Annotated in this window: 23 protein-coding genes; 21 read left to right on the top strand and 2 right to left on the bottom strand. The window is 58.6% G+C overall.

Annotated features, from left to right (window positions below):
- Nucleotides 1–67: 67 nt before the first annotated feature.
- On the bottom strand, nucleotides 68–466 hold the full coding sequence (locus EKM86_RS00235; RefSeq protein ID WP_125754496.1) for a reverse transcriptase-like protein: 399 nt from the start codon (nucleotides 464–466) through the stop codon (nucleotides 68–70).
- A 24-nt stretch (nucleotides 467–490) separates the two neighbouring features.
- On the opposite strand from EKM86_RS00235, the gene EKM86_RS00230 reads away from it, so the two are divergent.
- The 13 genes from EKM86_RS00230 (at nucleotide 491) to EKM86_RS00170 (ending at nucleotide 14,726) form a co-directional block, all read left to right on the top strand.
- Complete coding sequence (locus EKM86_RS00230; RefSeq protein ID WP_125754495.1) at nucleotides 491–892, top strand: EbsA family protein; 402 nt, start codon at nucleotides 491–493, stop codon at nucleotides 890–892.
- A 2-nt stretch (nucleotides 893–894) separates the two neighbouring features.
- Nucleotides 895–2,568 (top strand): formate--tetrahydrofolate ligase, encoded by a 1,674-nt coding sequence (locus EKM86_RS00225; protein ID WP_125754494.1) that lies wholly within the window; start codon nucleotides 895–897, stop codon nucleotides 2,566–2,568.
- 12 nt (nucleotides 2,569–2,580) lie between these two features.
- A complete protein-coding gene (lspA, locus tag EKM86_RS00220; protein WP_125754493.1) occupies nucleotides 2,581–3,036 on the top strand; it encodes a signal peptidase II in 456 nt (151 codons plus the stop codon).
- A complete protein-coding gene (locus EKM86_RS00215) occupies nucleotides 3,027–3,947 on the top strand; it encodes an RluA family pseudouridine synthase (RefSeq protein ID WP_125754593.1) in 921 nt (306 codons plus the stop codon). Before lspA ends, EKM86_RS00215 begins: the two co-directional genes overlap by 10 nt.
- A gap of 150 nt (nucleotides 3,948–4,097) precedes the next feature.
- Nucleotides 4,098–4,646, top strand: a complete 549-nt coding sequence (pyrR, locus tag EKM86_RS00210) for a bifunctional pyr operon transcriptional regulator/uracil phosphoribosyltransferase PyrR (protein ID WP_125754492.1) — start codon at nucleotides 4,098–4,100, stop codon at nucleotides 4,644–4,646.
- 1 nt (nucleotide 4,647) lies between these two features.
- Nucleotides 4,648–5,958 (top strand): uracil-xanthine permease family protein, encoded by a 1,311-nt coding sequence (locus EKM86_RS00205; protein ID WP_125754491.1) that lies wholly within the window; start codon nucleotides 4,648–4,650, stop codon nucleotides 5,956–5,958.
- Nucleotides 5,942–6,847, top strand: coding sequence for an aspartate carbamoyltransferase catalytic subunit (locus EKM86_RS00200; protein WP_125754490.1), 906 nt, complete (start codon nucleotides 5,942–5,944; stop codon nucleotides 6,845–6,847). Before EKM86_RS00205 ends, EKM86_RS00200 begins: the two co-directional genes overlap by 17 nt.
- A 9-nt stretch (nucleotides 6,848–6,856) precedes the next feature.
- The gene (locus EKM86_RS00195) at nucleotides 6,857–8,134 is read left to right on the top strand and encodes a dihydroorotase (protein WP_125754489.1); all 1,278 of its coding nucleotides are present in this window, start codon (nucleotides 6,857–6,859) and stop codon (nucleotides 8,132–8,134) included.
- On the top strand, nucleotides 8,131–9,228 hold the full coding sequence (locus EKM86_RS00190; protein ID WP_125754488.1) for a carbamoyl phosphate synthase small subunit: 1,098 nt from the start codon (nucleotides 8,131–8,133) through the stop codon (nucleotides 9,226–9,228). Before EKM86_RS00195 ends, EKM86_RS00190 begins: the two co-directional genes overlap by 4 nt.
- A complete protein-coding gene (gene carB, locus EKM86_RS00185) occupies nucleotides 9,212–12,391 on the top strand; it encodes a carbamoyl-phosphate synthase large subunit (protein WP_125754487.1) in 3,180 nt (1,059 codons plus the stop codon). Before EKM86_RS00190 ends, carB begins: the two co-directional genes overlap by 17 nt.
- 8 nt (nucleotides 12,392–12,399) lie before the next feature.
- Nucleotides 12,400–13,119 (top strand): orotidine-5'-phosphate decarboxylase, encoded by a 720-nt coding sequence (gene pyrF, locus EKM86_RS00180; protein ID WP_125754486.1) that lies wholly within the window; start codon nucleotides 12,400–12,402, stop codon nucleotides 13,117–13,119.
- The gene (gene pyrE, locus EKM86_RS00175) at nucleotides 13,112–13,744 is read left to right on the top strand and encodes an orotate phosphoribosyltransferase (RefSeq protein WP_125754485.1); all 633 of its coding nucleotides are present in this window, start codon (nucleotides 13,112–13,114) and stop codon (nucleotides 13,742–13,744) included. The genes pyrF and pyrE overlap by 8 nt, the downstream gene beginning before the upstream one ends.
- 40 nt (nucleotides 13,745–13,784) lie before the next feature.
- Nucleotides 13,785–14,726, top strand: a complete 942-nt coding sequence (locus EKM86_RS00170) for a dihydroorotate oxidase (RefSeq protein ID WP_125754484.1) — start codon at nucleotides 13,785–13,787, stop codon at nucleotides 14,724–14,726.
- A 178-nt stretch (nucleotides 14,727–14,904) separates the two neighbouring features.
- Here EKM86_RS00170 and EKM86_RS00165 read toward each other — a convergent pair whose 3' ends face one another.
- Entirely contained in the window at nucleotides 14,905–16,599 is a 1,695-nt protein-coding gene (locus tag EKM86_RS00165) for an Rqc2 family fibronectin-binding protein (RefSeq protein ID WP_125754483.1), read from the bottom strand.
- Nucleotides 16,600–16,758: 159 nt separating this feature from the next.
- Here EKM86_RS00165 and EKM86_RS00160 point away from each other — a divergent pair, with 159 nt between their 5' ends.
- The 8 genes from EKM86_RS00160 (at nucleotide 16,759) to EKM86_RS00125 (ending at nucleotide 23,448) form a co-directional block, all read left to right on the top strand.
- A complete protein-coding gene (locus tag EKM86_RS00160; protein WP_125754482.1) occupies nucleotides 16,759–17,631 on the top strand; it encodes a DegV family protein in 873 nt (290 codons plus the stop codon).
- A gap of 100 nt (nucleotides 17,632–17,731) precedes the next feature.
- Nucleotides 17,732–18,298 carry an NUDIX hydrolase gene (locus EKM86_RS00155; RefSeq protein WP_125754481.1) on the top strand — a complete coding sequence of 189 codons (567 nt, stop codon included), beginning with the start codon at nucleotides 17,732–17,734 and terminating at the stop codon, nucleotides 18,296–18,298.
- The gene (locus EKM86_RS00150; RefSeq protein WP_125754480.1) at nucleotides 18,295–19,110 is read left to right on the top strand and encodes an HAD family hydrolase; all 816 of its coding nucleotides are present in this window, start codon (nucleotides 18,295–18,297) and stop codon (nucleotides 19,108–19,110) included. Before EKM86_RS00155 ends, EKM86_RS00150 begins: the two co-directional genes overlap by 4 nt.
- A gap of 49 nt (nucleotides 19,111–19,159) precedes the next feature.
- Nucleotides 19,160–20,017: a hypothetical protein gene (locus EKM86_RS00145; protein ID WP_125754479.1), complete on the top strand. Its 858-nt coding sequence runs from the start codon at nucleotides 19,160–19,162 to the stop codon at nucleotides 20,015–20,017.
- A gap of 105 nt (nucleotides 20,018–20,122) precedes the next feature.
- Nucleotides 20,123–20,800: a TVP38/TMEM64 family protein gene (locus tag EKM86_RS00140; protein WP_164506092.1), complete on the top strand. Its 678-nt coding sequence runs from the start codon at nucleotides 20,123–20,125 to the stop codon at nucleotides 20,798–20,800.
- Between the two features lie 31 nt (nucleotides 20,801–20,831).
- Nucleotides 20,832–21,929: a S66 family peptidase gene (locus EKM86_RS00135; protein ID WP_125754477.1), complete on the top strand. Its 1,098-nt coding sequence runs from the start codon at nucleotides 20,832–20,834 to the stop codon at nucleotides 21,927–21,929.
- A 92-nt stretch (nucleotides 21,930–22,021) separates the two neighbouring features.
- Entirely contained in the window at nucleotides 22,022–22,702 is a 681-nt protein-coding gene (locus EKM86_RS00130) for a L,D-transpeptidase (RefSeq protein WP_125754476.1), read from the top strand.
- Nucleotides 22,703–22,827: 125 nt separating this feature from the next.
- Nucleotides 22,828–23,448: a L,D-transpeptidase gene (locus tag EKM86_RS00125; RefSeq protein WP_164506091.1), complete on the top strand. Its 621-nt coding sequence runs from the start codon at nucleotides 22,828–22,830 to the stop codon at nucleotides 23,446–23,448.
- Nucleotides 23,449–23,910 lie beyond the last annotated feature (462 nt).

The following is a 23,910-nucleotide window of genomic DNA, read 5'->3' as shown; positions in this document are numbered from 1 at the left end:
AGGACAACCTGCATCGCCCTGTGACTTCATTATATAGAAGCAGTCAGGCGTAGTGCCACGAGTGGGCCTACCGTGCGGCCGCTTCCGCCTCACGCAGCCCTTGCTGGGCCAGCATGTGGGCCCCACGGTTGGCGTGGTCAGGGACCCACTGCCACAAGACCCACGAGAATTGCTTGGTCAAGGCGGTCAATTCTGTGACATAATCACCATAGTGCTTGGCGTAATGCTTATCCAGCGCCTCGATTACGAGCTTAGAATCACTGTAAAAGGTGACCGGACCAGTCAGGCCCAAGGCCAGCAGGCGCCTGAAGCCGGCAATGGCGGCCTCAAACTCCGCCTCATGATTGCTCATTTCGGGAAGCGGTAAGTGGGTCTGATCCTGCTGTCCTTCGGCGATGATCAAAATACCGATCCCGCCGAGTCCAATATTGCCTTTTGTCGCTGCATCTGTGTATAGTTTATTCATCGTTCTCCTTAAGGAAGTGGCTGTGTGAAAAACCGATTTTACGTTCAACCGGGCTGGCTCGATTTTACCATGTTTTGGGCCTTCATCATGATCGGCGTGAGTTTTGCCGTGGTCTTGCAAATGGAACTCATCGGCTACGGGCCGGTCAGCTGGCCGGCTGCCGCGCTCCTGGTGGTCGTGCTGGCGCTCGCGGCGTTGCAGATTCAACGCTCCCGCCTGGTGGTCGGCGCTGGCCGCGTCACGCTGCGCCGACTTTTACCTGGCAACTCACTGCAGATCGCACCTGAAGACGTGACGGCGGTGGCCTGGAAGAAGCAGACTTGCACACTGGTGACGCGGTCTTACGGTAATATTACGTTTATTCATTTTGGCCATAATGACGCACTCAAGCAGGCATTGGCAGCCGTGCTGCCAGAAAGGGGTTAGTCGTGTCAGACATCGAAATTGCGCAGGCAAACGAACAAAGTGAAATGAAGCCGATCGAGGAGATCGGCGCTATGGTCGGCCTCACCCCAGACGAGCTCGAGCCTTACGGACGCAGCAAGGCCAAATTGACGCTTGCCGCGATGAAGCGGCTCAAAAGCAAGCCCTTGGGCAAGCTGGTGCTGGTCACCTCGATCAACCCGACCCCGGCCGGGGAAGGCAAGTCCACCGTGACCATCGGGTTAGGCGACGCGCTGCGCCTGCGTCAGCAAAACGCGGTGATCGCGCTGCGCGAACCCTCGCTGGGCCCGGTCATGGGCATGAAGGGCGGCGCCACCGGGGGCGGCTACTCCCAGGTGGTGCCGATGGAAGACATCAACCTGCACTTCACCGGTGACATGCACGCGCTGACCACTGCAGTCGACACGCTGGCGGCGCTGATCGACAACCACCTGCAGCAGGGCAACCAGCTGAACTTGGATCCGCGCCGCATCCAGTGGCGCCGCGTCCTTGACATCAACGACCGCGCACTGCGCCACGTCACCATCGGCCTGGGCGGCGTTACCTCAGGGGTGCCGCGTGAAACCGAGTTTGACATCACCGTTGCGAGCGAACTGATGGCGATTTTGTGCTTGGCAGATGGTCTTGGCGACTTGAAGCGCCGCATCGCCAAAATTGTCATCGGCTACACCTATGACCGCAAGCCGGTCACCGTTGATGACCTCGGGGTGACGGGCGCGATCGCGATGCTGCTGAGGGACGCGGTCAAACCAAACCTGGTGCAGACGCTGGCACACACGCCGGCCTTGATTCACGGCGGCCCGTTTGCCAACATTGCCCACGGGTGCAATTCGATCATCGCGACGCGGGCGGCGCTTGAAATGGGCGACATTGCACTGACCGAGGCCGGTTTTGGGGCCGATCTGGGCGGCGAAAAGTTTATGGACATTACCGCCCCGGCGCTGGGCAAAACGCCTGATGCGGTCGTGATTGTGGCGACCGTGCGCGCGCTCAAGTACAACGGCGGTCAGAAGCTGGCAGACCTCAAAACGGAAGATCTTGCCGCGCTGGAAAGCGGCTTTGCCAACCTCAAGCGCCACATACACAACATGAAACGCTACGGGGTTCCCGTCATCGTCGGCATCAACCAGTTTACATCGGACACGCCGGCCGAAATCAACCGGCTGGTTGAGCTTTGTGAGCAAGAAGGTACGACTGCCATTCCCGCCGACGTTTGGGGCAAAGGCGGCCAGGGTGGCCTAGCGTTGGCTGATGCGCTGCTCGCCGTGCTCAAGCAGCCGGCTGACTTCCGGCCGCTTTACGCCAATACCGATGCGGTTAAAGATAAGATCAACACGATCGTCACCCAAATTTACGGCGGCGCCAGTGTCGACTATGATCACAAGGCGGAGTTGGCGCTGCGGACCATCACCAAAAATGGTTGGTCTGACCTGCCAATCTGCATGGCCAAGACCCAGTACAGCTTTTCCGATAATGCCAAGGCGTTAGGCGCGCCATCTGGCTTCACCATTAACGTCCGCGACGTGACCCCGCGGCTCGGCGCCGGGTTCCTAGTCGTGATGACCGGCACCGTGCTCACCATGCCGGGGCTGCCCAAACAGCCCGCGGCACTGAACATGGATGTCTCGGACGACGGTGTAATCTCAGGGTTGTTCTAACAAGGAGAGAATATGGTTTTATATCTGTTACTGGCAGCGGCCTTAGTAGTCGTCGATCAAGTGGTCAAAGCGTGGGTCGTCGCCCACCTCGCAGTGGGGGAAACCGTCGCGTTTCTGCCTGGCCTTGCGCTGACCCACCTGCAAAATGACGGTGCCGCCTTTTCAATGCTGCGCGGCCAGCAGCGGTTCTTTTACCTGATCACAGTGGTTTCTTTGATCGTCGTGTACTGGCTCTGGCGCGATGCCGGTCGCAGCCGGTTCTACAAACTTGCGCTGGCGCTGATCCTTGCCGGCACCATTGGCAACTTCATCGACCGCGTGCGCTTTGGCTCGGTCACGGACATGTTCGAAACCACGTTCATGAATTTCGCTATTTTTAATGTGGCGGATGCTTGCCTGACCGTCGGCGTCGTCATGGTGGTCATTTACCTGTTGTTCATCGATGGAAAAGGGGAAAAATCACGCTAGAATTGACCATCACGACGCAACGCGGCCGGCTGGACAAGGTGATCGCCGACAATTTTTCGGACATCTCCCGCTCGCAGGCGCAAAAATGGCTGGCCGCCGGGCTGGTGACGGTAAATGGCAAGGCGGCCAAGGGTAAAGAGCAGGTGAGCACCGGCGACGTGATCCGGCTTGATCCCCCCAAACCCAAACCGCTTGAAGCTGTCCCGCAGGACATGCCACTGGACATCATTTACGAAGACGACCAAGTGATTGTGGTCAACAAACCGCAAGGCATGGTCGTGCATCCTGCCCCCGGCCACCCCGATGGGACCTTGGTCAACGGGCTGCTGTTTCACACCAGTTTTCCCGGCATTAACGACGTGCTGCGGCCTGGCATCGTGCACCGCATTGACAAGGACACCAGCGGGCTGCTCATGGTCGCCAAAACGGCGCAGGCGCAAGTCAGCCTGTCCGCCCAGCTGAAGGCCAAGACGACCAAGCGTGAGTACTGGGCGATTGTCCACGGCGCGTTTCGCGACGAACAAGGCACCATCGACGCACCGCTGGCCAGAGACCCCAAGGACCGCAAACGCCAGGCCATCGTGCCAGGTGGGCGGCGCGCAGTCACGCATTACCAGGTGCTGGAGCAGTTTCCCCACTACGCGCTGATCAAGTGCGTGCTGGAAACCGGGCGCACCCACCAGATCCGCGTGCACATGGCTTCGATTCACCACCCGCTGGCCGGCGACCCGCTGTACGGCCCGCGGGTCACGCTGCCGGGTGCAGGTCAGTTCCTGCACGCCCGCACGCTGGGGTTCGTTCATCCGACAACCGGCAAATTCATGGAATTTTCCGTTGAGCCGCCAGCGCTGTTTCAAAAAACTTTGGCGGATCTGCGCGCTGGGATTGACAAGACCAGGCGCGTTCGCTAGACTGAGAACAACTTGATAAAGCACCTTTAACTAAGTCCAGAGAGGCTTGGAAGGGCACGTGTTTGCTGCGGCAAACGAAATTTTCGGCCAAAAGCCGCCTTCTATACCCGAACTGGATATGGCAGGCGGCTTTTTCGTGCAGAAAAGGGGATCATTATGGCAAAACAAGTAGTGGATGCAGTGACCATGCAGCGTGCGTTGACGCGCATCTCGTACGAAATCATCGAGCAGAACAAGGATCTGTCCGATCTGGTCATCGTGGGAATCAAAACCCGCGGGGTGTACCTGGCCAACCGGATCGCCGCGCGCTTGAATCAGTTGGAAAACTTGGCTGTGCCGGTCGGCGACCTCGACATTCGCCTGTATCGCGACGACGTGCACACCGCCGACTACCGGATGCAGCCGGACGTGAAGGGCTCAGACCTGCCGGTATCAATCACCAACAAGCATGTCATCCTGGTTGACGACGTCATTTTCACCGGCCGCACGATTCGCGCCGCGCTGGACGCCTTGATGGATCAGGGCCGGCCGCGCCAGATCAGCCTGGCCGTCCTGGTCGATCGCGGCCACCGCGAGCTGCCGATCCGGCCAGATTTTGTCGGCAAAAACATTCCGACTTCCCGCCACGAGGAAATTAACGTGCAAGTAAAGGAAATTGACGGGCAGGACGGCATCAGCATCGCCCAGCTGGAGGCATAGCATGGCCAAATTTCATGATGATGACGCAGTTTTAGACATTCACGATAAACCTGGCTTCGGTCAGTGGGTGGGCCTGTCCATCCAGCACTTGTTCGCCATGTTCGGCTCCACGGTGCTGGTGCCGATCCTGGTTGGCCTGGATCCCAGCATTGCGCTGTTTTCCAGCGGGGTCGGCACGCTGATTTACATCCTGATCACGCGCGGCAAGATTCCAGCCTACATGGGCTCCAGTTTCTCCTTCATCGTGGTGATGCAGTCGCTGATGAAAACCACCGGCTACCCGGGCATCGCGCAGGGCACTATCGCCGTCGGGTGCGTGTACCTGATCGTCGCCTTAATCGTGAACTTCGCCGGATCCGCCTGGATCGATAAGGCGCTGCCGCCGATCGTGGTGGGGCCGATCGTCATGGTCATCGGCCTGAGTCTGGCCGGCACTGCCGCGACCGACGCCACCATGCGCGCCGTGTCCGCGACCAAGAGCGTGTACGACATCCGCTACTTTGCCGTCGCCATGCTGACGTTGGCTTTCACCATTATTTACAACATGTACCTGAAAAAGTTCATCAGCCTGCTGCCGATTCTGCTGGGTCTGATCACCGGCTATGTCATCGCCTTGCTGTTCGGCATCGTGGACTTCACGCCGGTCATGCAGGCCAAGTGGTTCTCACTGCCGGCGTTTCAAATTCCGTTTCTCACGTACCAGCCCAAGTTTTACTGGGGCGCGGTGCTCTCGATGGCGCCAATCGCCTTCGTCACGATGACGGAGCACATGGGGCACATCATGGTGCTCGATGAAATGACTCACCGCAACTTCTTCAAGGATCCTGGCCTGAACCACACGCTGGCCGGAGACGGCACAGCCTCCATCATCGCCGGGTTCGTCGGCGGCCCGCCAGTCACCTCATACGGTGAAAACATCGGGGTCATGGCGATGACCAAGGTCCACAGTGTGTACGTGCTGGCCGGCGCTGGCATGTTCGCGGTGCTCTTCGCCTTCATCGGCAAGCTCAGCGCCTTGATCCGCACCATTCCAAGTCCGGTCATCGGCGGCATCTCATTTCTGCTGTTCGGCGTCATCGCCAGCAACGGGCTCAAGGTCCTGATCGACAACAAGGTCGATTTTAATAAGAAACGCAACCTCATGATCGGCTCGACTATCCTGGTCATCGGGATCGGCAACGCCAGCCTGCAATTCGCCGGCTACACCTTCTCGGGGCTGGCCATCGCCACCGTGATCGGCATTTTGTTGAACTTCATTCTGCCGCAGCAAGCAGCCAACGAGGAGGAACCTGTCGATGCTAAAAAACTTTGAGCATTTTGTTTCGGAAACCCAAGTCACCCCTGAACTTGCCGAAAGCCTGATCGATCGAGCCGAGGCCTTCAAGCAGGGGGCCACGCCGGCAGTCGCAACGCCGTACTACGCGGCCAATCTATTCTTTGAAAACAGCACGCGCACGCACACCAGTTTTGAAATGGCCGAGCGCAAACTGGGCATGACGGTGATCCCGTTTGATCCCGGCCATAGCTCTGTCACCAAGGGCGAAAGCCTGGAGGACACACTGCGGGCGCTTGCCGCGATTGGCATTCAAGTCGCGGTGATCCGCCATTCTCAGGACAACTACTACCAGCCGCTGATCGAAGCCAATGTGCCGCTGCACATTGTCAACGCCGGCGACGGGGCCGGCCAGCACCCGAGTCAAATGATGCTGGACCTGATGACCATTCGCGAGGAGTTCGGGCACTTCAAGGGCCTGCACGTCGGCATCGTCGGTGACTTAGCCCACTCCCGGGTGGCGCGGTCGGACATGGCCATGCTGACGCAGCTGGGCGCCACTGTCAGTTTTTCCGGGCCGAAAACTTGGTACACCAAGGACTTTGAGCAGTACGGTGACTATGTGCCGCTGGATGACCTGATTCCGCAGGTCGACGTCTTGATGTTGCTGCGGGTTCAGCTGGAGCGCCTGACCCCAGCAGAAAAGGCGGAATTTTCTGCTGAGTCTTACCATGAACGCTTCGGCATTAACCAGGCGCGCTACGACCAGATGAAGCCCGGCGCCATCATCATGCATCCGGCGCCGGTCAACCGCGGCGTCGAGCTCGCCTCTGACCTGGTTTTGGCCGAACGGTCGCGGATCTTTAAGCAGATGCACAACGGCGTGTTCATGCGCATGGCCATGCTGGAACTGGTATGCGGAAAGTAGGAGGTCATCATGCATACACTGATTAAAAACGCCAAGGTGATGGGCCCACAGTCCTTCACTGGGGACATCCTGATTGCAGACGGCAAAATCAGCGCGCTCGGCCGGCACCTGTTTGCACCGGCTGACGCCACCATCATTGACGCCCAGAACAATGCGGTCCTGCCTGGACTCGTCGACGTGCACGTGCATTTTCGCGAACCGGGCTTTGAGCAAAAGGAAACCATCAAGACTGGGGCTGCCGCGGCGGCGCACGGCGGCTTCACCACCGTTGTCGCCATGCCCAACTTGGATCCGGTGCCGGACAACGTCATCGATTTGCGCCAGCTGATCAAGAAAAACCACACCGACGCGAAAATTCACGTTGAACAGTTTGCCGCCATCACGAAGGGCCTGCACTCCAATGATCTCGATGATTACCAGGCCCTGAAGGACGCCGGTGCGCTGGGCTTTTCCAACGACGGGGTCGGCATCCAAGACGCTGGCACGATGTACCAGGCCATGCAGGCCGCCGTAAAAGTTGACGCGCCGATCGTTGCCCACATTCAGGACGATGGGCTGATGGCCGGCGGGGTGATCAGCACCGGCACCAAGGCCCAGGCCTTTGGGCTGCCGGGCATCAACCACGTCAGCGAATCCGCCCAGCTGGCCCGCGACCTAACGCTGGCCGAGGCGACCGGCGTGCACTACCACGCCTGCCACATTTCAACCAAGCAAAGCGTGGAGCTGATCCGCGACGCCAAGGCGCGGGGCGTCAACGTCACCGCCGAGGTCACCCCGCACCACCTGCTGCTGGATTACGAGCACATCCCGGCCAACGACCCGAATTACAAAATGAACCCGCCGCTGCGGGCCGAAATGGACCGCATGGCGCTGATCGATGGGCTGGAAGACGGCACTATCGACATGATCGCCACCGACCACGCGCCGCACACCGACGAAGACAAGGCAGGGGACTTCAGTACTGCTGCGTTTGGCATCGTCGGCAGCGAGACAGCCTTTGCGCTGCTTTACACCAGCCTGGTCAAAAGTGGGCGCTTCACGCTCGACCAGCTGATCGAGTGGATGAGCACGAACCCGGCCAAGGCATTTGGATTGCCCGCCGGCAGCATCGGCATCGGCCAGCCCGCCGACTTGACCATCATCGATTTGAACAAGCAGTACAAGATCGATGCCAACACGTGGCTGTCGAAAGGGCGCAACAGTCCGTTTATCGGTCGCGAAGTCTCTGGCCAGGTGCTTTACACGCTGGCCGATGGGCAAATCGCATACAAGGAGGAGAACCAGTGAAACGCTATTTGATCCTTGAAGACGGCTCAGTTTTCCCTGGAGAGGGGTTTGGCGCCGAAACTGTCACCACCGGCGAAATCGTCTTTAACACCGGCATGAGCGGCTATCAGGAAACTATCACCGACCAAAGTTACAACGGCCAGATTATCACGTTCACGTATCCTTTGATCGGCAACGCCGGCATCAACCGCGACGATTACGAAAGCATCAATCCGACGGCCAAAGGGGTGGTCGTGCACGAGGCCGCCCGCGTCACTGGCAATTGGCGGGCGCAGATGACGCTCGACGAATTTTTGCGGCGCAAGCACATCCCCGGCATTGCCGGCATCGACACGCGGGCGCTGACCAAGCGCCTGCGCGAGGCTGGGACGATGAAGGCCAGTATCGTTGACGCGGCCGATGAGCATGCGTTCGATCAGCTGCGAGCGCTGGTCCTGCCGAAAAACCAGGTCGCCCAGGTCGCAACCACCCAGGCCTACCCGGCGCCGGGCACCGGCAAGGACATCGTCGTGGTGGACTTCGGACTGAAGCACAGCATCCTGCGCGAGCTTTCCAAGCGCGAGTGCAATGTGACCGTGGTACCGCCGACCATTACGGCCAGCGAGATCCTCGAGCTGAATCCGGACGGGGTGATGCTGACCAACGGCCCTGGCGATCCCAAAGATGTGCCAGGCGCTTTGGACATGATCCGCGGCGTGGAAGGCCACATTCCAATGTTTGGCATCTGCTTAGGCCACCAACTGTTTGCGCTGGCCAACGGCGCCGACACGTTTAAGATGAAGTACGGCCACCGCGGCTTCAACCACCCGGTGCGCGAGATTGCGACCGGCCGCATCGACTTCACCAGTCAGAACCACGGCTACGCGGTCGACCCGAACTCGATCGATCCTGATCAGCTGCTGGTCACTCATGAGGAGATCAATGATCACACCGTCGAAGGCCTGCGCCATCGCTTGTACCCGGCGTTTTCGGTCCAGTTTCATCCGGACGCGGCGCCCGGTCCTCACGATGCCGCGCATCTATTCGACGAATTCATGGAAATGATGGACGCCTTTTCGGCCAACAAAGGAGCGAGTCATGCCAAAACGTACTGATATTCACAAGATTCTGGTCATCGGGTCCGGCCCCATCATCATCGGTCAGGCTGCGGAATTTGATTACTCAGGCACTCAGGCCTGCTTGGCGCTGCGCGAAGAGGGCTACGAAGTCGTGCTGGTGAACTCCAACCCGGCGACGATCATGACCGACAAGGAAATTGCGGACAAGGTTTACATTGAGCCGCTGACGACCGAATTTGTCAGCCAGATCCTGCGCAAGGAACTGCCAGATGCCATCCTGCCAACCATCGGCGGCCAGATCGGCCTCAACCTGGCGATGGCCCTGGCCAACTCGGGCATTCTTGACGAACTGCACATCGAACTGCTCGGCACCAAGCTCAGCGCCATCGACCAAGCCGAGGACCGCGAGCTGTTCAAGAACCTGATGCAAAAGCTGCACCAGCCGATCCCCGAATCGGCCATCGCCCATAACTTCGACGAGGCCAAGGCGTTTGCAGAAAAAATCGGCTACCCGGTTATCATTCGGCCGGCCTTCACCATGGGCGGCACCGGCGGCGGCATTGCCAAAACCGAGGATGAGCTGCGCACCATCACTGAAAACGGGCTGAACCTGAGTCCGGTCACCCAGGTCCTGGTCGAGCGGTCGATCGCCGGTTTCAAGGAAATCGAATTTGAGGTCATGCGCGACGCCGCCGACAACGCCATCGTGGTCTGCAACATGGAGAACTTCGACCCGGTCGGCATTCACACCGGCGACTCCGTGGTGTTCGCCCCGGTGCAGACGCTGACCGACAAGGAAGTGCAGATGCTGCGCGACGCCTCGCTGAAAATCATCCGGGCGCTGAAAATCGAAGGCGGCTGCAACGTACAGCTGGCCCTGGACCCCAACTCCTTCAAGTACTACGTCATCGAAGTCAACCCGCGGGTGTCCCGCTCGTCGGCTTTGGCCTCCAAGGCGACCGGCTATCCGATCGCCAAAATGGCGGCCAAGATTGCTGTCGGCCTGCACCTGGACGAGATCAAAAATCCCATCACGGACGCGACCTACGCCGAGTTCGAACCCATGCTGGATTACGTCGTGGCGAAGATCCCGCGGTTCCCGTTTGATAAATTTGAGCACGGCGACCGCACCTTGGGGACGCAGATGAAGGCCACCGGCGAAGTGATGGCGATTGGCCGCAACATCGAGGAATCGCTGCTCAAGGCCGTACGCGGCCTCGAAGTGGGGGCGATTCACCTGGAGCTGGCGGCTGCCAAGCCGCTGTCAGATCAGGCACTAACGGATCTAATCGTCACCCCCACGGACATGCGGCTGTTTTACCTGGCTGAGGCGCTGCGGCGCGGCTTTACCCTGGGCGAGCTGGCCGAGCTGTCGCACATCAACATTTTCTTCCTCGACAAAATTAAACACATCATCGAGCTCGAAGATGACTTGAAGGCCCACCCGGGCGACTTGGAAGTGCTGCGCACTGCCAAGCGCAATGGGTTTGCCGATCAGGAAGTCGCCAAGCTTTGGGGGCAAACGATGGATGAGGTCCGCGACCTGCGCCGGGCCAATCAGCTGACGCCGGTCTATAAAATGGTTGACACCTGCGCCGGCGAATTTGCCTCAACCACGCCGTACTTTTACAGCACCTACGAAACTGAAAACGAAAGCCAAAAGAGCGGCCGCAAGAGTGTCCTAGTCCTGGGCTCCGGCCCGATTCGCATCGGGCAAGGCGTCGAGTTTGACTACGCCACGGTCCACTCCGTCAAGGCGATTCAAAAGGCCGGGTATGAGGCCATCATCATGAACTCGAACCCGGAGACGGTATCAACTGACTTCTCGATTTCCGACAAGCTGTACTTTGAGCCGCTGACGATCGAGGACGTCCTCAACGTGATCGACCTGGAGCAACCGCTGGGCGTCATCGTCCAGTTCGGCGGGCAAACGGCCATCAACCTGGCGGCGCCGCTGGCCGCGCACGGCGTGAAGATCCTCGGCACCAGTCTGGATGACCTGGACGCCGCCGAAGACCGCGACCGCTTCGATGAAATCATCACCAAGCTGAACATCCCCCAGCCAGTGGGGGACACGGCCACCGACAAAGCCGGCGCCATCGCGATCGGCGAAAAAATCGGCTACCCAGTGCTCGTGCGCCCAAGCTACGTGCTCGGCGGTCGGGCGATGGAAATCGTGCACTCCTCCGCGGAGCTTGCGGATTACATCGACCGGGCGGTGTCCGTTTCTAACGACCACCCAGTCCTGATCGATCAATACCTGGTCGGCAAGGAGTGTGAAGTCGACGCCATTTGCGACGGCGAAACCGTCGTGATTCCGGGCATCATGGAACACATTGAGCGCGCCGGCGTGCACAGCGGCGATTCCATGGCCGTTTACCCGCCGCAAGACTTCAGTCAGGCGATCCAGGGCCAAATCGAGCGCTACACCATTGACTTGGCGCACGCGCTGCACTGCATTGGCATCATGAATATTCAGTTCATCGTGCATGACGATCAAGTCTACGTGATCGAAGTCAACCCGCGGGCCAGCCGGACCGTGCCATTTTTGAGCAAAGTCACCGATATTTCCATGGCGCAGCTGGCCACCCAGGCCATTTTGGGACTCAAGCTTAAGGATCTGGGCTTTGAAAATGGACTGCAGCCGCTGCGCGATGGGGTCCATGTCAAGGCGCCGGTCTTCAGCTTTTCCAAGCTTAACGACGTCGACAGCACGCTGGGGCCGGAGATGAAGTCGACTGGTGAGGTGATGGGTTCAGACAGCACGCTGGAAAAGGCGCTGTACAAGGCCTTTGAAGCCAGTCACACGCACCTGCCGGCGCACGGCATCGCGCTGTTCACCGTCGCCGATCCCGATAAGCCCGAGGCAGTGGCACTGGCCAAGCGTTTCCGCGAGGTCGGCTACCAGATCGATGCCACCGCCGGGACCGCCGAGGCGCTGCGGGCGGCAGGCATTCGCACCAAGGTGATCGCCAAGCTCGGCGAAAGCGGCGAGGATGCCATCCTCGATGCCATCTCAGACCGCAAGCTGCAGCTGGTGATCAACACCACCAGCCAGGACAAGGCCACGACCAGCGACGGCTACCGCATTCGCCAGGCGGCAATCATGCATGGGGTGCCGCTGATGACCAGCCTTGACACCGCACGCGCCATCGTGCAGGTGCTCGAGTCGCGCGCCTTCACCACTAAGCCATTGTAGGAGGAAGTATGTCACCAATCATTGCACTGGATTTTCCCACCATTGAGGAAACGACGGCTTTTCTTGAGCGCTTCAAGGGCGTGCGGCCGCTGACCGTCAAAATTGGCATGGAGCTGTTCTACGGCGTCGGCCCCCGCGCGGTAGGCGGCGTGATGCTTCAGGGCGACGTCAATGTCTTCCTCGACTTAAAACTGCACGACATTCCGCACACCGTCGAGCGGGCAGCCTATCAAATCGGCCGCATGGGCGTGCAGCTGACCACCGCGCACGCGACCGGGGGCAGCGAGATGCTGGCGGCCGCCAAACGCGGTCTGCTCGCCGGCGCGGCCGAATCAGGCTTTCCCGCCCCTAAGCTGCTCGCCATCACACAACTGACGTCGACCTCGCCCGCCATGATGCACAACGAGCTGCAGATCCCCGGTCCCGTTGCCGATTCGGTGCAGCATTTGGCTGCAGTCGCCCAGGCGGCCGGCGCTGACGGGGTCGTCGCCAGCGCGCAAGAGGCCCCATTAATCCGCGCCATCACCCGACCTGATTTTCTGATCGTCACGCCGGGCATTCGGCCGGCCGGCAGCGAAAACGGCGATCAAGTCCGCACCACCACGCCGGCGCAGGCCGCACAGCTGGGCAGCTCAGCAATCGTGGTCGGCCGCCCGATCACGCAAGCGGCCGATCCGGTTAAGGCGTTCAAGCAAATTGGCAGACAATGGAGGCGCGCTAATGAGTGAGATTGAAACCACAATTGCCACTGACCTATTGACGATCGGCGCGGTGACCCTGCGGCCCAAAGCGCCATTTACCTGGGCGAGCGGCATTCACAGCCCGATTTACACCGATAACCGGCTCACCATCTCGTATCCCGCGGTGCGCACGCGCATTGCAGACGGGCTGGCGCAGCTGATCAAAACCCAGTACCCGGACGTGCAGGTGATCGGCGGCGTCGCCACGGCAGGCATTCCCCATGCCGCCCTGGTGGCCGAGCGTCTGAACCTGCCGCTGGTCTACGTCCGCAGCAAGCCCAAGGACCACGGGCAGGGCCGGCAGATCGAAGGCCGCCTGGACCAACAGGCCAAGCTGGTGTTGATCGATGACTTGCTGAGCACTGGCGGCTCGGTTTTGAAGGCGGCAGAGGCGGCGCGGCGCGAAGGCGCGAACGTCATCGGCGTGGCAGCCATTTTCAGTTACCAGCTGCCAGCACTCACCGCCAATTTTGAAGCGGCCAAAACCAAGTTCGTCACGTTGACCAATTACACCACGCTGATTCAAACGGCGCAGGCCCACGGTCAAATCGATGCGGATGAGTTGGCGCTGCTGCACGCCTGGCGCACGGATCCTGCGCACTGGCAGGCTTAACCGGTGCCACTGCTTTAGCCAAGGAAAGGAAGCAAATCGCATGTTGACCCTTGAAACCACAATTGCCGGCCGCCACTTTGACCGCTGCCTCATGAACGCGGCAGGCGTCCGCTGCCAGTCCAGCCGTGATTTAGACGCGCTGGTGCAATCGCGCGCCGGCGCCTATGTCACGAAAAGTGCCACCCCGGCGCCGCGTCCAGGGAATCCATCACCGCGCATGGCCACCATGCCGCACGGCAGCTTCAACTCCATGGGCCTGCCCAACAACGGCCTGGCGTATTACCTCGATTATGTGATCGCGGACGAGCAAAAACGTCCAGGAAAAACAAACTTCCTGTCGCTGGCCGGGACCAGTCTTGATGACAATCTGGCAATGCTTCACGAAATCAATGACTCGGCTTATCAAGGCTTCGTGGAACTGAATCTGTCTTGCCCCAACGTGCCGGGCCATCCGCAAACCGGGTACGATTTTGAGGCCACGCGGCAAACTCTGGAAGCCGTGTTCGACTTTTACCAGAAGCCGCTGGGGGTTAAGCTGCCGCCATACTTCGACATGGCTCACTTTGATGCGATCGCAGGCATCCTCAACCAATTTCCGCTGAGTTTTGTCACGACCATCAACAGCGTCGGCAACGGCCTGCTTGTCAATTTCGAGACTGAGACGGTGGCAATTAAGCCCAAGGGCGGCTTTGGCGGCATCGGCGGCGCCAGCATCAAGCCGACCGCCCTGGCCAACGTGCGCGCCTTAGCCCAGCGCCTGAACCCCGACATCGCCGTGATTGGCGTCGGCGGCATCATGTCTGGCCGCGACGCCTTCGAGCACATTTTGTGCGGGGCCTCGATGCTGCAGATTGGCACGCAGTTTGGGTACGAAGGGCCGGCAATCTTTGCTCGGATCGCAAAAGAGCTTGGCGACATCATGCTGCTAAAGGGCTACACCAGCATTGAAGACTTCCGCGGCAAACTCAAGACGCTCGACTAACGCACCACAACCTAAAAATGAGGCTGAGACATAAAGCGGGTTTAGCCCAAAGCACAAGCGCCCCTGCACCACGATTTGTTTTTAAAATCGCGGTGCAGGGGCGTTTGTGCGCTTGGGCGTTGCTTTATGGAACGCGACTAGCCAATTTTGTCTTACTTTCGTTTTGCGTGAATACGTCTTACATCGTGGGCTGATGGCGCAGCCGCTCGACGACTGCCTCATCCGGCGTCACGACCACTGTGCGCTGGCCTTCGTACACCACAAACCCGGGCTTGGCACCATTGGGCTTGCGAATCTTCTTCACTTCGATCCAATCGACCTGGACGTTCGCCGACGCGCGGCTCTTGGAGAAGTAGGCCGCCAGCATGGCAGCCTCCATCAGCGTCTTGTCGCTGGGTTTGGCTGAATCGATGATGACATGAGAGCCTGGGACGTCCTTGGCGTGCAGCCAGATGTCGGTTTTGGCGGCCTTGTGGAGCGTGAGCTGGTCGTTTTGCAGGTTGTTCTTGCCGACCCAGATTTTCGTGCCATCCGAGGCGTAAAACTCCTCAGGCTTGGCAATTTTGTGCTTCGGCGCCTTCTTTCCTTGCTTGTGCGCCTTCAGGTAGCCGCCGTCCTGCAGCTCGGTGCGAATGTCGTCGAGATCCTTGGGGCTGGCAATCTCGATTTGCGCCATGATGCCGGTGAGGTAATCGAGCTCGGCCTGATTCTGCTTCATCTGCTCGTTGACGTAGGCCACGGCGTTGCGGAGCTTCTGATAGCGAGAAAAATACTTCTGCGCGTTCTTCGACGGGGACAGCTGGTTGGACAGGCTGATCTTCAGCGGCTTCATGTCGTCGTAAAAATTGGGCAGGGTAACGCTGGTGTCGCCTCGCTTGACCTGCGCCAGGTAGGTGGTGAGGATCTCGCCGCGGATCCGGTAGTCATCGGCTTTTTCCGTGTCCTTGAGGGTTTGCTGCAGCTTTTTTTGCTTCTTCTCGTCGCGCTCGATTAAGGTCTTCAGCGGGCGAATCAGATTATCGCCTTGGGTGCGCACACGGTCGTGCTCGGCCTTTTGCGCGTAAAAGGCGTCCAGCATTTCGCTCAGGGACGCGAACGTCTGCTGCGTCCCTTCATGGGTCTGATAGGGCAGGGCGGAGAAATTCACCTTGGCACCCGTGGTAATGGTCGGCTGTGGGTGGTCCAGCGCAGCAAAAAAGTCGTTCCAGGCCGCGTCGGCATCCCCAGCGCTCAGCCTGGCTGCCAGCTCCTTGGCGGAGTCGCCGGCTAGACCCTGGTAGTGGCGCTGGAGGAGCTGGGCTAACGGCACGTCGGTGGTTTTCATCAGCTCGCGGTAGCCGCGGGTGTCATCGGTGAAGGGGTCGATTTTGTCCTGCGCCGGGGCCGGCACGTATGGTGCACCGGGGAGCAGCGTCCGGAAACGGTCCTGATCGGGGCCGACATGGCGAATCAAGTCAATAATCTTACCGGTCTTGAGATTGACCAGGGTAATGTTGGAGTGCCGCGCCATGATCTCAACCACCAGGCGCAGGCTCAGGTCATCGCCCAGCTCGTCGCGCGTGGAAAAGTCGAGGTGCAGCACCCGGTCATTGGCCACCTGGGTCAGGGCCTGGAGCGTCGCGCTGGCCAAGTACTTGCGCAGTGTCATGGTAAAATTCGTCGGGACCTTGGGGTTTTCGTAGGGAATCTGCGTGATCTGGACCCGTGCAAACTGCGGGTTGGCCGACAGCAGCAGGGGCCAATTTTTCCGGTTGGCCCGAATGGTCAAAATGACCTCGTTATTGTATGGTTGGGTGATTTTATTGACGCGGCCGCCCACCAGTGGCTGCAGTTCTTTCGCCATGGCATGCGTGAATAAGCCGTCAAATGACATCGCAAACCTCTTTTCTGCCCGCTCAGGGCCGGCAATTGCTGTCCTTTATTCTACCGGTTTTCCAGGCCCGACGCAAAGCGCCACCGCGCGTTATTCTTCTAAAATAAGACAGAAAATGTTATGCTGTTCTAAGCAAATTCAGAAAAGTGGGTGTAGCAAATGAAGATCGCCGTCGTGACCGACAGCACCGCATACTTATCCGATCAGCAGATCGCGGCCAATCACATCAAGATCGTGCCGATTCCCGTTATCCTGGACGGCACCGTGTACGACGAAGGCAAAGACATCACCACTGCCGAGTACTACGAAAAATTGCGAACCGCTAAGACGTTCCCCAGCACCTCTCAGCCGCCATTGGGCGAGGTCCTGAAACTTTACGAAAATCTGGCTAATGAAGGGTACGACACGATCATCTCGATTCATCTGGCCAGCACGATTTCCGGGTTTGTGGAGACGCTGCGCGCGGCCGTCGCCGACTTCAAGCCGGCGCATGTCATCGTGTACGATTCCCAAATCACGGTCATCTTGATGGGTGAGCTGGTCCTGACCGCCGCAAAAATGGCGGCAGCTGGCAAGACGCCAGACGAGATCATCCAAACGCTGGATGCACTGCGCGCCACCATGGGTGAGTACTTCATCGTCAACGACCTGCAAAACCTGGTGCGCGGCGGCCGCCTGAGAAACGCGGCAGGTTTTATCGGCGGCATGCTGAAGATCAAGCCGCTGTTGACCTTCGACGACGACTCGCACAAGATCGTCGCCTTCGATAAGGTTCGCTCGCTGAAAAAAGCGTACTCGCGGGTCGAGGAACTGCTCGCCGCGGAGCTGGCAAAAGTCGACTACCCGGTCAAGGCGTGGGTCATTCACGCCAACGACCCCGAAGCCGCGGGTGCTTGGCAAGCCGAGCTGAAGGAGAAGTTTCCGCAGGTGACGTTTGAAGTCTCATACTTCGGTCCGGTCATCGGCACCCACCTGGGGGAGAAGGCCATCGCGGTGGCCTGGATCCAAGACCTCAGCCGCACCATGAAGTAATCTCAAACCAGCCGCTTAAAGGGCTGGTTTTTTGGTATCATGGAAGAGACGGCGGCCGCTTGCCGCCAGCGCTTAAATCTTTTAATTAATCGAGGCAATTATGTTTATTCACGCATCTCAGAAAAAAGGCCGCATCCTGTCGGCCCGCACAGTTTACAGCGGGCACATTTTTGAGGTCATTCAGCAAACCATCGACACCCCGGACGGCCTGCGCGTGGAGCGCGATCTAATCAAGCACGCGCCGGCAGTGGCCATGCTGGCGCTCACGCCGGATGATCAGGTGCTGATCAACCGCGAGTACCGTGTCGGCATCAACACGGAATCTTTTGCGCTGCCCGCCGGCCTGATGGACCCGGGCGAGGATCCGCTCAAGGCCGCCAAACGCGAGCTTGAGGAGGAAACCGGTTATGTGACGGACGACATCACGGAAATGTGCGCGATCCGCTCCAGCGAAGGCATGACCGACGAGGTCGTGCACCTGATGCTGGTCCACATCGATCCGGCCAAGCGCACCCCCAAGCATTTTGACCAGGACGAATTCGTGACCAGTCAGCTGGTGCCACTAAACGAAGTCATCGCTGCGGTCAAAAGCGGCAAAATTGCTTCTGCACAAAGCGTTGGCGCCATCAGCTACTACGAGGCATTCGTCAAAGGAGACCGCGCATGACTTTAAAAGACGTGAAGTTTATCGCCACCGACATGGATCACACGCTGCTGACTGAGGCCAGTGTACTGCCGCCGCGGTTTCAGGAGCGGCTCGAGGCCCTTGACCGCCTCGGGATTCAATTCGGGATCGCCAGCGGCCGGCCGCTGTATACGCTGCAGGACATTTTCCCGCATGACCACCAAAAGCTGGCCTTGATTTGCGATAACGGTGGCGTGATCAGTTTCCGCGGTCAGCTCATCAGCAAAACTTTGATGCCAACTGCGACAGTTCAGGAAATGGTGCGCGTGATCCGCGACGAAACCGATGGGCTGCCGCTGATCTGCGGCATCACTGAAGCCGTGGGGCAAACCGCCGACCGGCAGTACGACTCAGTCTATCGCGAGTTTTACCACCGGCTCTCCTACCTGGATGACCTGACCACCTGGAGCGGCGAGGCGGACAAGGTGACGATTTACCTGCCTAATGGCGACGCCAGGGCGGTCTTTGATGACGTGATCGCGCCGCGGTTTGGCGGTCAATTTTCCGCGGCCGTTTCCGGTCCGGTCTGGATCGACATCATGATGCCTGACATCAACAAGGGCAACGGCATGCGGGCAATCGGCAAGCAGATGGACATCACGACGGACCAAATGATGGCCTTTGGCGACAACTTCAACGACGCCGAAATGCTCAAGGCGGTCAAGTACAGCTACCTGGTCAATAATTTTGCACCGGGCATGGAGCAGTTTGCGACCTACCGCACCGGGACCAACGAGGAATACGGCGTCGTGCAGGTGCTCGACCAGGTGATCGCCGCGCACCAGGCGCAGTGAGGACTTCAATGACAGTAACGCTGACACATTACGCTTGCGAGGCAAAACTATGAACTTTGAGTATTCTCCTTATGATAACCCGGCCGTTCAATGGGTCGGCACTGCGGAAGACCGCGCTTTATTCAAGGCCCACCGCGATGGGGCGACCATCTTGTCTTGCAACGACGACATCGTCGGTGCGCTAACCACTTGGCGCAATCCGTTGCATCCTTACCTGATGCGGTTTGTGACCGTGACCACCGCAAAGGCCGACGCCCTGCCGCAAGCGGAGCTCGCTGATGCGCTGCTCACGCCGGTGGTTGACCGCGCCAAAAACGCCGGGCAGCGAGGGATTTTGACCGTCAGCACGGACACCCAGTCGGCACTGCGATCTGCCACGATTTCCCGTGGGCTGCGCCGGATTCGGACCACGTTCAAACCGAAACTGGCGTTAAAAACGGCCCACACCGCCACAGTTTCTTTGACCCCAGGGACAAGGCTCTTGACGCAAAGTGACGTTCTCCAATCTGAACCATTGAGTAATGCGTTGATTCAAGCGGCCTACTTAACCTACCAAAAGCGCCATGAAGTCGATCCAGTCAAGCCGTTTGCCGACAATGACTGGGCGCCGCGCATCCTGACCGACCTCGAACCGACAGCACCGCTTGCGCTGGCGCAAGGGGACAACATCGTCGCGTATTGCCTGACGTATCTGCGCGGCAATCGGCTCGAATTCGGTGGCGCCTGGGGCCAAGATCACGGCCTGCTTGACGGCCTGCTCGCTTACACCCTACCAGCTTTGGCCAGTCGTTACCCGACCCTGGAAGGGGCTTTTGCAGACGTAGATGAGGGCGGCATGCAGGTTTACATGTCTTTTCCAGATCAAGCGACGGCCCAGGAAAGCGCCGCATTTGCCATCTTGTTCTAATTGGGAGGTCCCGCTCTGACTGGGCCTTTTTTCATGCAGAACAGCAGATTCTTTGTGCACCGCAAAGACCATTCAGGTACACTAGGTGCAACTGGGGGTGAGTGCGTGAAACGCCAACTAAAAATGGCCTTATCGATTCTTGGCGCGCTGATTGCCGCCGGTATTGTTTACGATTTATGGCGCCAGTACCGCGGCAGCGTTTCACCGCTGTTAGAATCCACCACGCAAGCGGAAAATGCGATCGCCAGTTTGCGCGATTATGGTCCCTTAGAAGTCATTTTGTTTTTTGGACTGCTGGTCTTAATGTGCTGCATCCCTGGGGCACCAAGTTCGGTGGTCGCAATTTTCACCGGGGTCTGCCTGGGCGATTGGGCCGGATTTCTGGTTAGTGCCGCTGGGCTCACGGTCGTTAATCTCGTCCAAAGCGCGGTGCTGAAACTGCTGGCGGACCGGCGTGATCAGGAGCCGACCAACTGGCTGTATCAGAGCCTGGTGAACATGAAGCATCCGCGCCTCGGGCTGCTCATCGGCTACGCGGTGCCGATGATTCCAACCATGCTGGTCAATGTGGCATCGGTGCGTCTGCGCGTCTCTGAACGCTCGCACGCGCTGGTCTGCCTGCTCGGCAGCACGCTGGTCGCCGCCTTGTATGCGTTTGGCGGTGACGCCTTGATTCGTGGCAATCGGCGTCTGCTGATCACGCTCATCATCGTGTTTGCCGCGCTGTCGGTGCTGATCGTGGTGATTCGCAAGGACCGCCAGCGCCGGCGCAGCGAGAATTAAGTAGAGCCAGGATACGCGAAGGAGGACAGTCATGCCATTTTCAACCAATGCCGCTGGCCGGCTCAAGCCGCGGTCCCTGCGCCGCGGCGATCAGGTCGCGATTGTCAGCTTGTCCAGCGGAATTCTGGGGGAGCCCGCCACAGCCCATCAGCTCGCCCTCGGCAAAAAGCGCCTGCGCGAGCTGGGACTGGTCCCGGTCGTAATGCCGCACGCGTTAGATGGGCTTGCCGCACTGGCTGCGCACCCTGAACACCGCGCCGCCGACTTGAAAGCCGCCTTCGCTGACCCAGAAATTACCGGCATTATCGCCGCGATCGGCGGGGAAGACACTTTCAGGCTGGCGCCTTATCTGATGGCAGACGCCACCTTTGCTGAAGCCGTTCGCCAGCAGCCTAAATTATTCACCGGCTTTTCTGACACGACAATCGATCACCTGATGCTGTATCGCCTGGGTCTGCAGAGCTTCTACGGGCCGAATTTGTTGAATGACCTGGCGGAGCTCGACACGGCAATGCTGCCATACACCCAAGCGACATTTGCGCATTATTTGACCAATCCTGCCACCACAGCCATAACAGCCAGTCCGGTGTGGTACGAAGAGCGGGAAGACTTTTCACCCGCCGCGTTGGGCACTGCGCGGGTCAGCCACCGCGAGACGCACGGCCTGGAAATTCTGCGGGGCCAAGGGCAGGTGAGGGGGCCGCTGCTGGGCGGCTGCCTGGAAAGTTTAGATGACTTGTTGGTCAACCACCTACCCAATGAGCGAACCCTGAGCGAACAATATGGGCTGATGCCGACACCAGAGGAGTGGCACGGCAAACTCCTGTTCATCGAAACCAGCGAGGAGCGGCCGGCGCCCGCCAGCTATCGACTGATGCTGCAGCACCTGAAGGCTTATGGGATTTTTGACCAGGTGGTTGGGATCATTGCGGGCAAGCCGCAAAATGAGCGCTACTACGCTGAGTACAAGCAGATTCTGCTCGAGGAAACTGAACCAGAACAGCTGCCAGTGCTGTTTAATGCCAACTTTGGGCACGCTTATCCGCGTGCGGCGCTGCCATACGGCGGCATGGCTTGCTTAGATTGCACCCAGAAAGCCTTCACCATCACCGAGCCATTTTTCAGTTAAAGGGCGGTCTGGCGGCGTTTTCACAATAGTACCAGTGCAATTTTATGGTACAATAAGTAACCGAAAAGAGTGTTTCGTTGAGGAGGACGCGTATGCGGCAGGTTCATTTTCACCGGTTAAAGAAGCGTTACCGGCCCTGGGTCTGGGGTCTGGTCGTGATTGTGGTGGTGGCGCTGATCGGCGTCAGGGCGGCTGAGCACCTTCAGGCGTCCGCTTTGACCACGCGTCAGAACCAGACAAGCAAGGTCACTAAGAACAGGCCTGCCAAAAAATTCGCGGCAAAGTCTGTTGACAAGCACAAGGCTAAGCCAAAGACGGCGGCACCATCCGTGATGCGCAAGCCAATTGACTGGCATCAGCCATCTGAGACCGTCGCATACCCAACTATCACGAGCGCTGAAAAAGTGGCGATGCGGGTCAACTTGAAAAAACAGCGGGTCTACATCCTGATCAATGGTAAAGTCGCGTACACCATGTATGCGTCTAGTGGCGTCAATAATCTGACGCCGAAGGGGCACTTCCAAATCGGGACTCGCGGCGATCACTTCTACACGCCATCGGAAAAAATGGGCGCCAATTACTGGACCGCATTTTCCGGCACGGGCTACCTGTTTCACTCGGTGCCGGTCGACGTCAACGGCAATTATCTGCCGAAAGAGGCCGCAAAGTTAGGCAAAGAGCCTGGTTCTCATGGCTGCGTGCGGTTGAGCATTCCTGACGCCAAGTGGGTCAATGAAAATATTCCCACCGGCACGCCAGTCGACATCAGCTGAGCATACGTCACCAACAAAATTGGGGCACATTCTGGAAGAGGGTTATCGGGGTAATGCGTTTACGTCAACCACAATCGAATCCATCAAGGGCTTCCCGGAGACTTGTTTCGTCAAGAGTTGAGCGGTTGGCCTTACTAGCCGTCGCCTTGATTGTTATTGCCTTGGGCATCGCTTTGGTGACGCGGCAGCAAGTACAAGCGGTACATCACGACCGCGACGCTCAAAGCCAGCCAAAGCACCGTTCGCATGCGGTGCGGCCGCACAAGCTGGCTAAACCAAAGCGGGCCTCCGTGATGCGCACGCCGATTGACTGGCACCAGCCATCGGAAACGGCTGCATACCCAGACCTCACACATGTTCAGAAGCTTTCAATGGAAGTCCGGCTCGACAAACAGCGGGTCTACATTCGCGGTAATGGGAAACTGCTTTACACGATGTACGCGTCAACCGGGATTGATGGCCGCACCCCAGAAGGCCACTTTAGCATTGGTCAACGCGGGCTGCACTTCTTCAATTCCAGTCCGGCGGTGCGGCTGGGGGCGAACTACTGGACGTCGATTTACCAAAACCGGATTCTTTTTCACACAGTGCCGTTTGACGCTCAAGGCCATTACGACATCAAAGAGGCCAGCGACTTGGGCAAACGCGCCGGGTCGCACGGCTGCGTGCAGCTAAGCATTCCAGACGCCAAATGGATCTATGACAAAATTCCTGAAGGTACACCGGTCACGATAGACCATCGGTAAAAAAGTCTTTCCGCAACACGCCAGAGTCCTTTGATCACTTGGCGGTTGCAGAAAGACTTTTCTGAACCTGTTGTAACAGGATTTGATTTTAGCCAAAGCCTGGTCAATGGTCAGCTGGCAGCAAGTCGCCAGCACTTGGGTTTGGTCAATTCTCAGATTTTCGCTTGCTTCACAATGGCACAGTCAGTCAATCATTTAACTGAGCGGCAAATGGACAGTGGGGTGTACGACATTTAGGGGTGAATTTAGCCCTGTTGTTTTTTGGTATATTCTAGTTCACATAATATATATTATACGAAGTAGTGCTTGAGAGCCGAAGGGACTGGCTTAGTCAATTCATGTCAGCTGCTGCTGCTATACCTTCGACTGCCGGTCAACTCTAAGTTAATTTTTGTGCGATTGCAGTTTCATCAGTCTCTTCGTCTGTTTCAACTTGCTGTGCGTCATCGCGGCTCAGAATCG

Source organism: Lacticaseibacillus hegangensis, assembly GCF_003946465.1.
Classification (GTDB): Bacteria; Bacillota; Bacilli; order Lactobacillales; family Lactobacillaceae; genus Lacticaseibacillus; species Lacticaseibacillus hegangensis.
The sequence above is the reverse complement of the archived record's forward strand: the minus strand, read 5'-3'. Positions and strand labels throughout refer to the sequence as shown.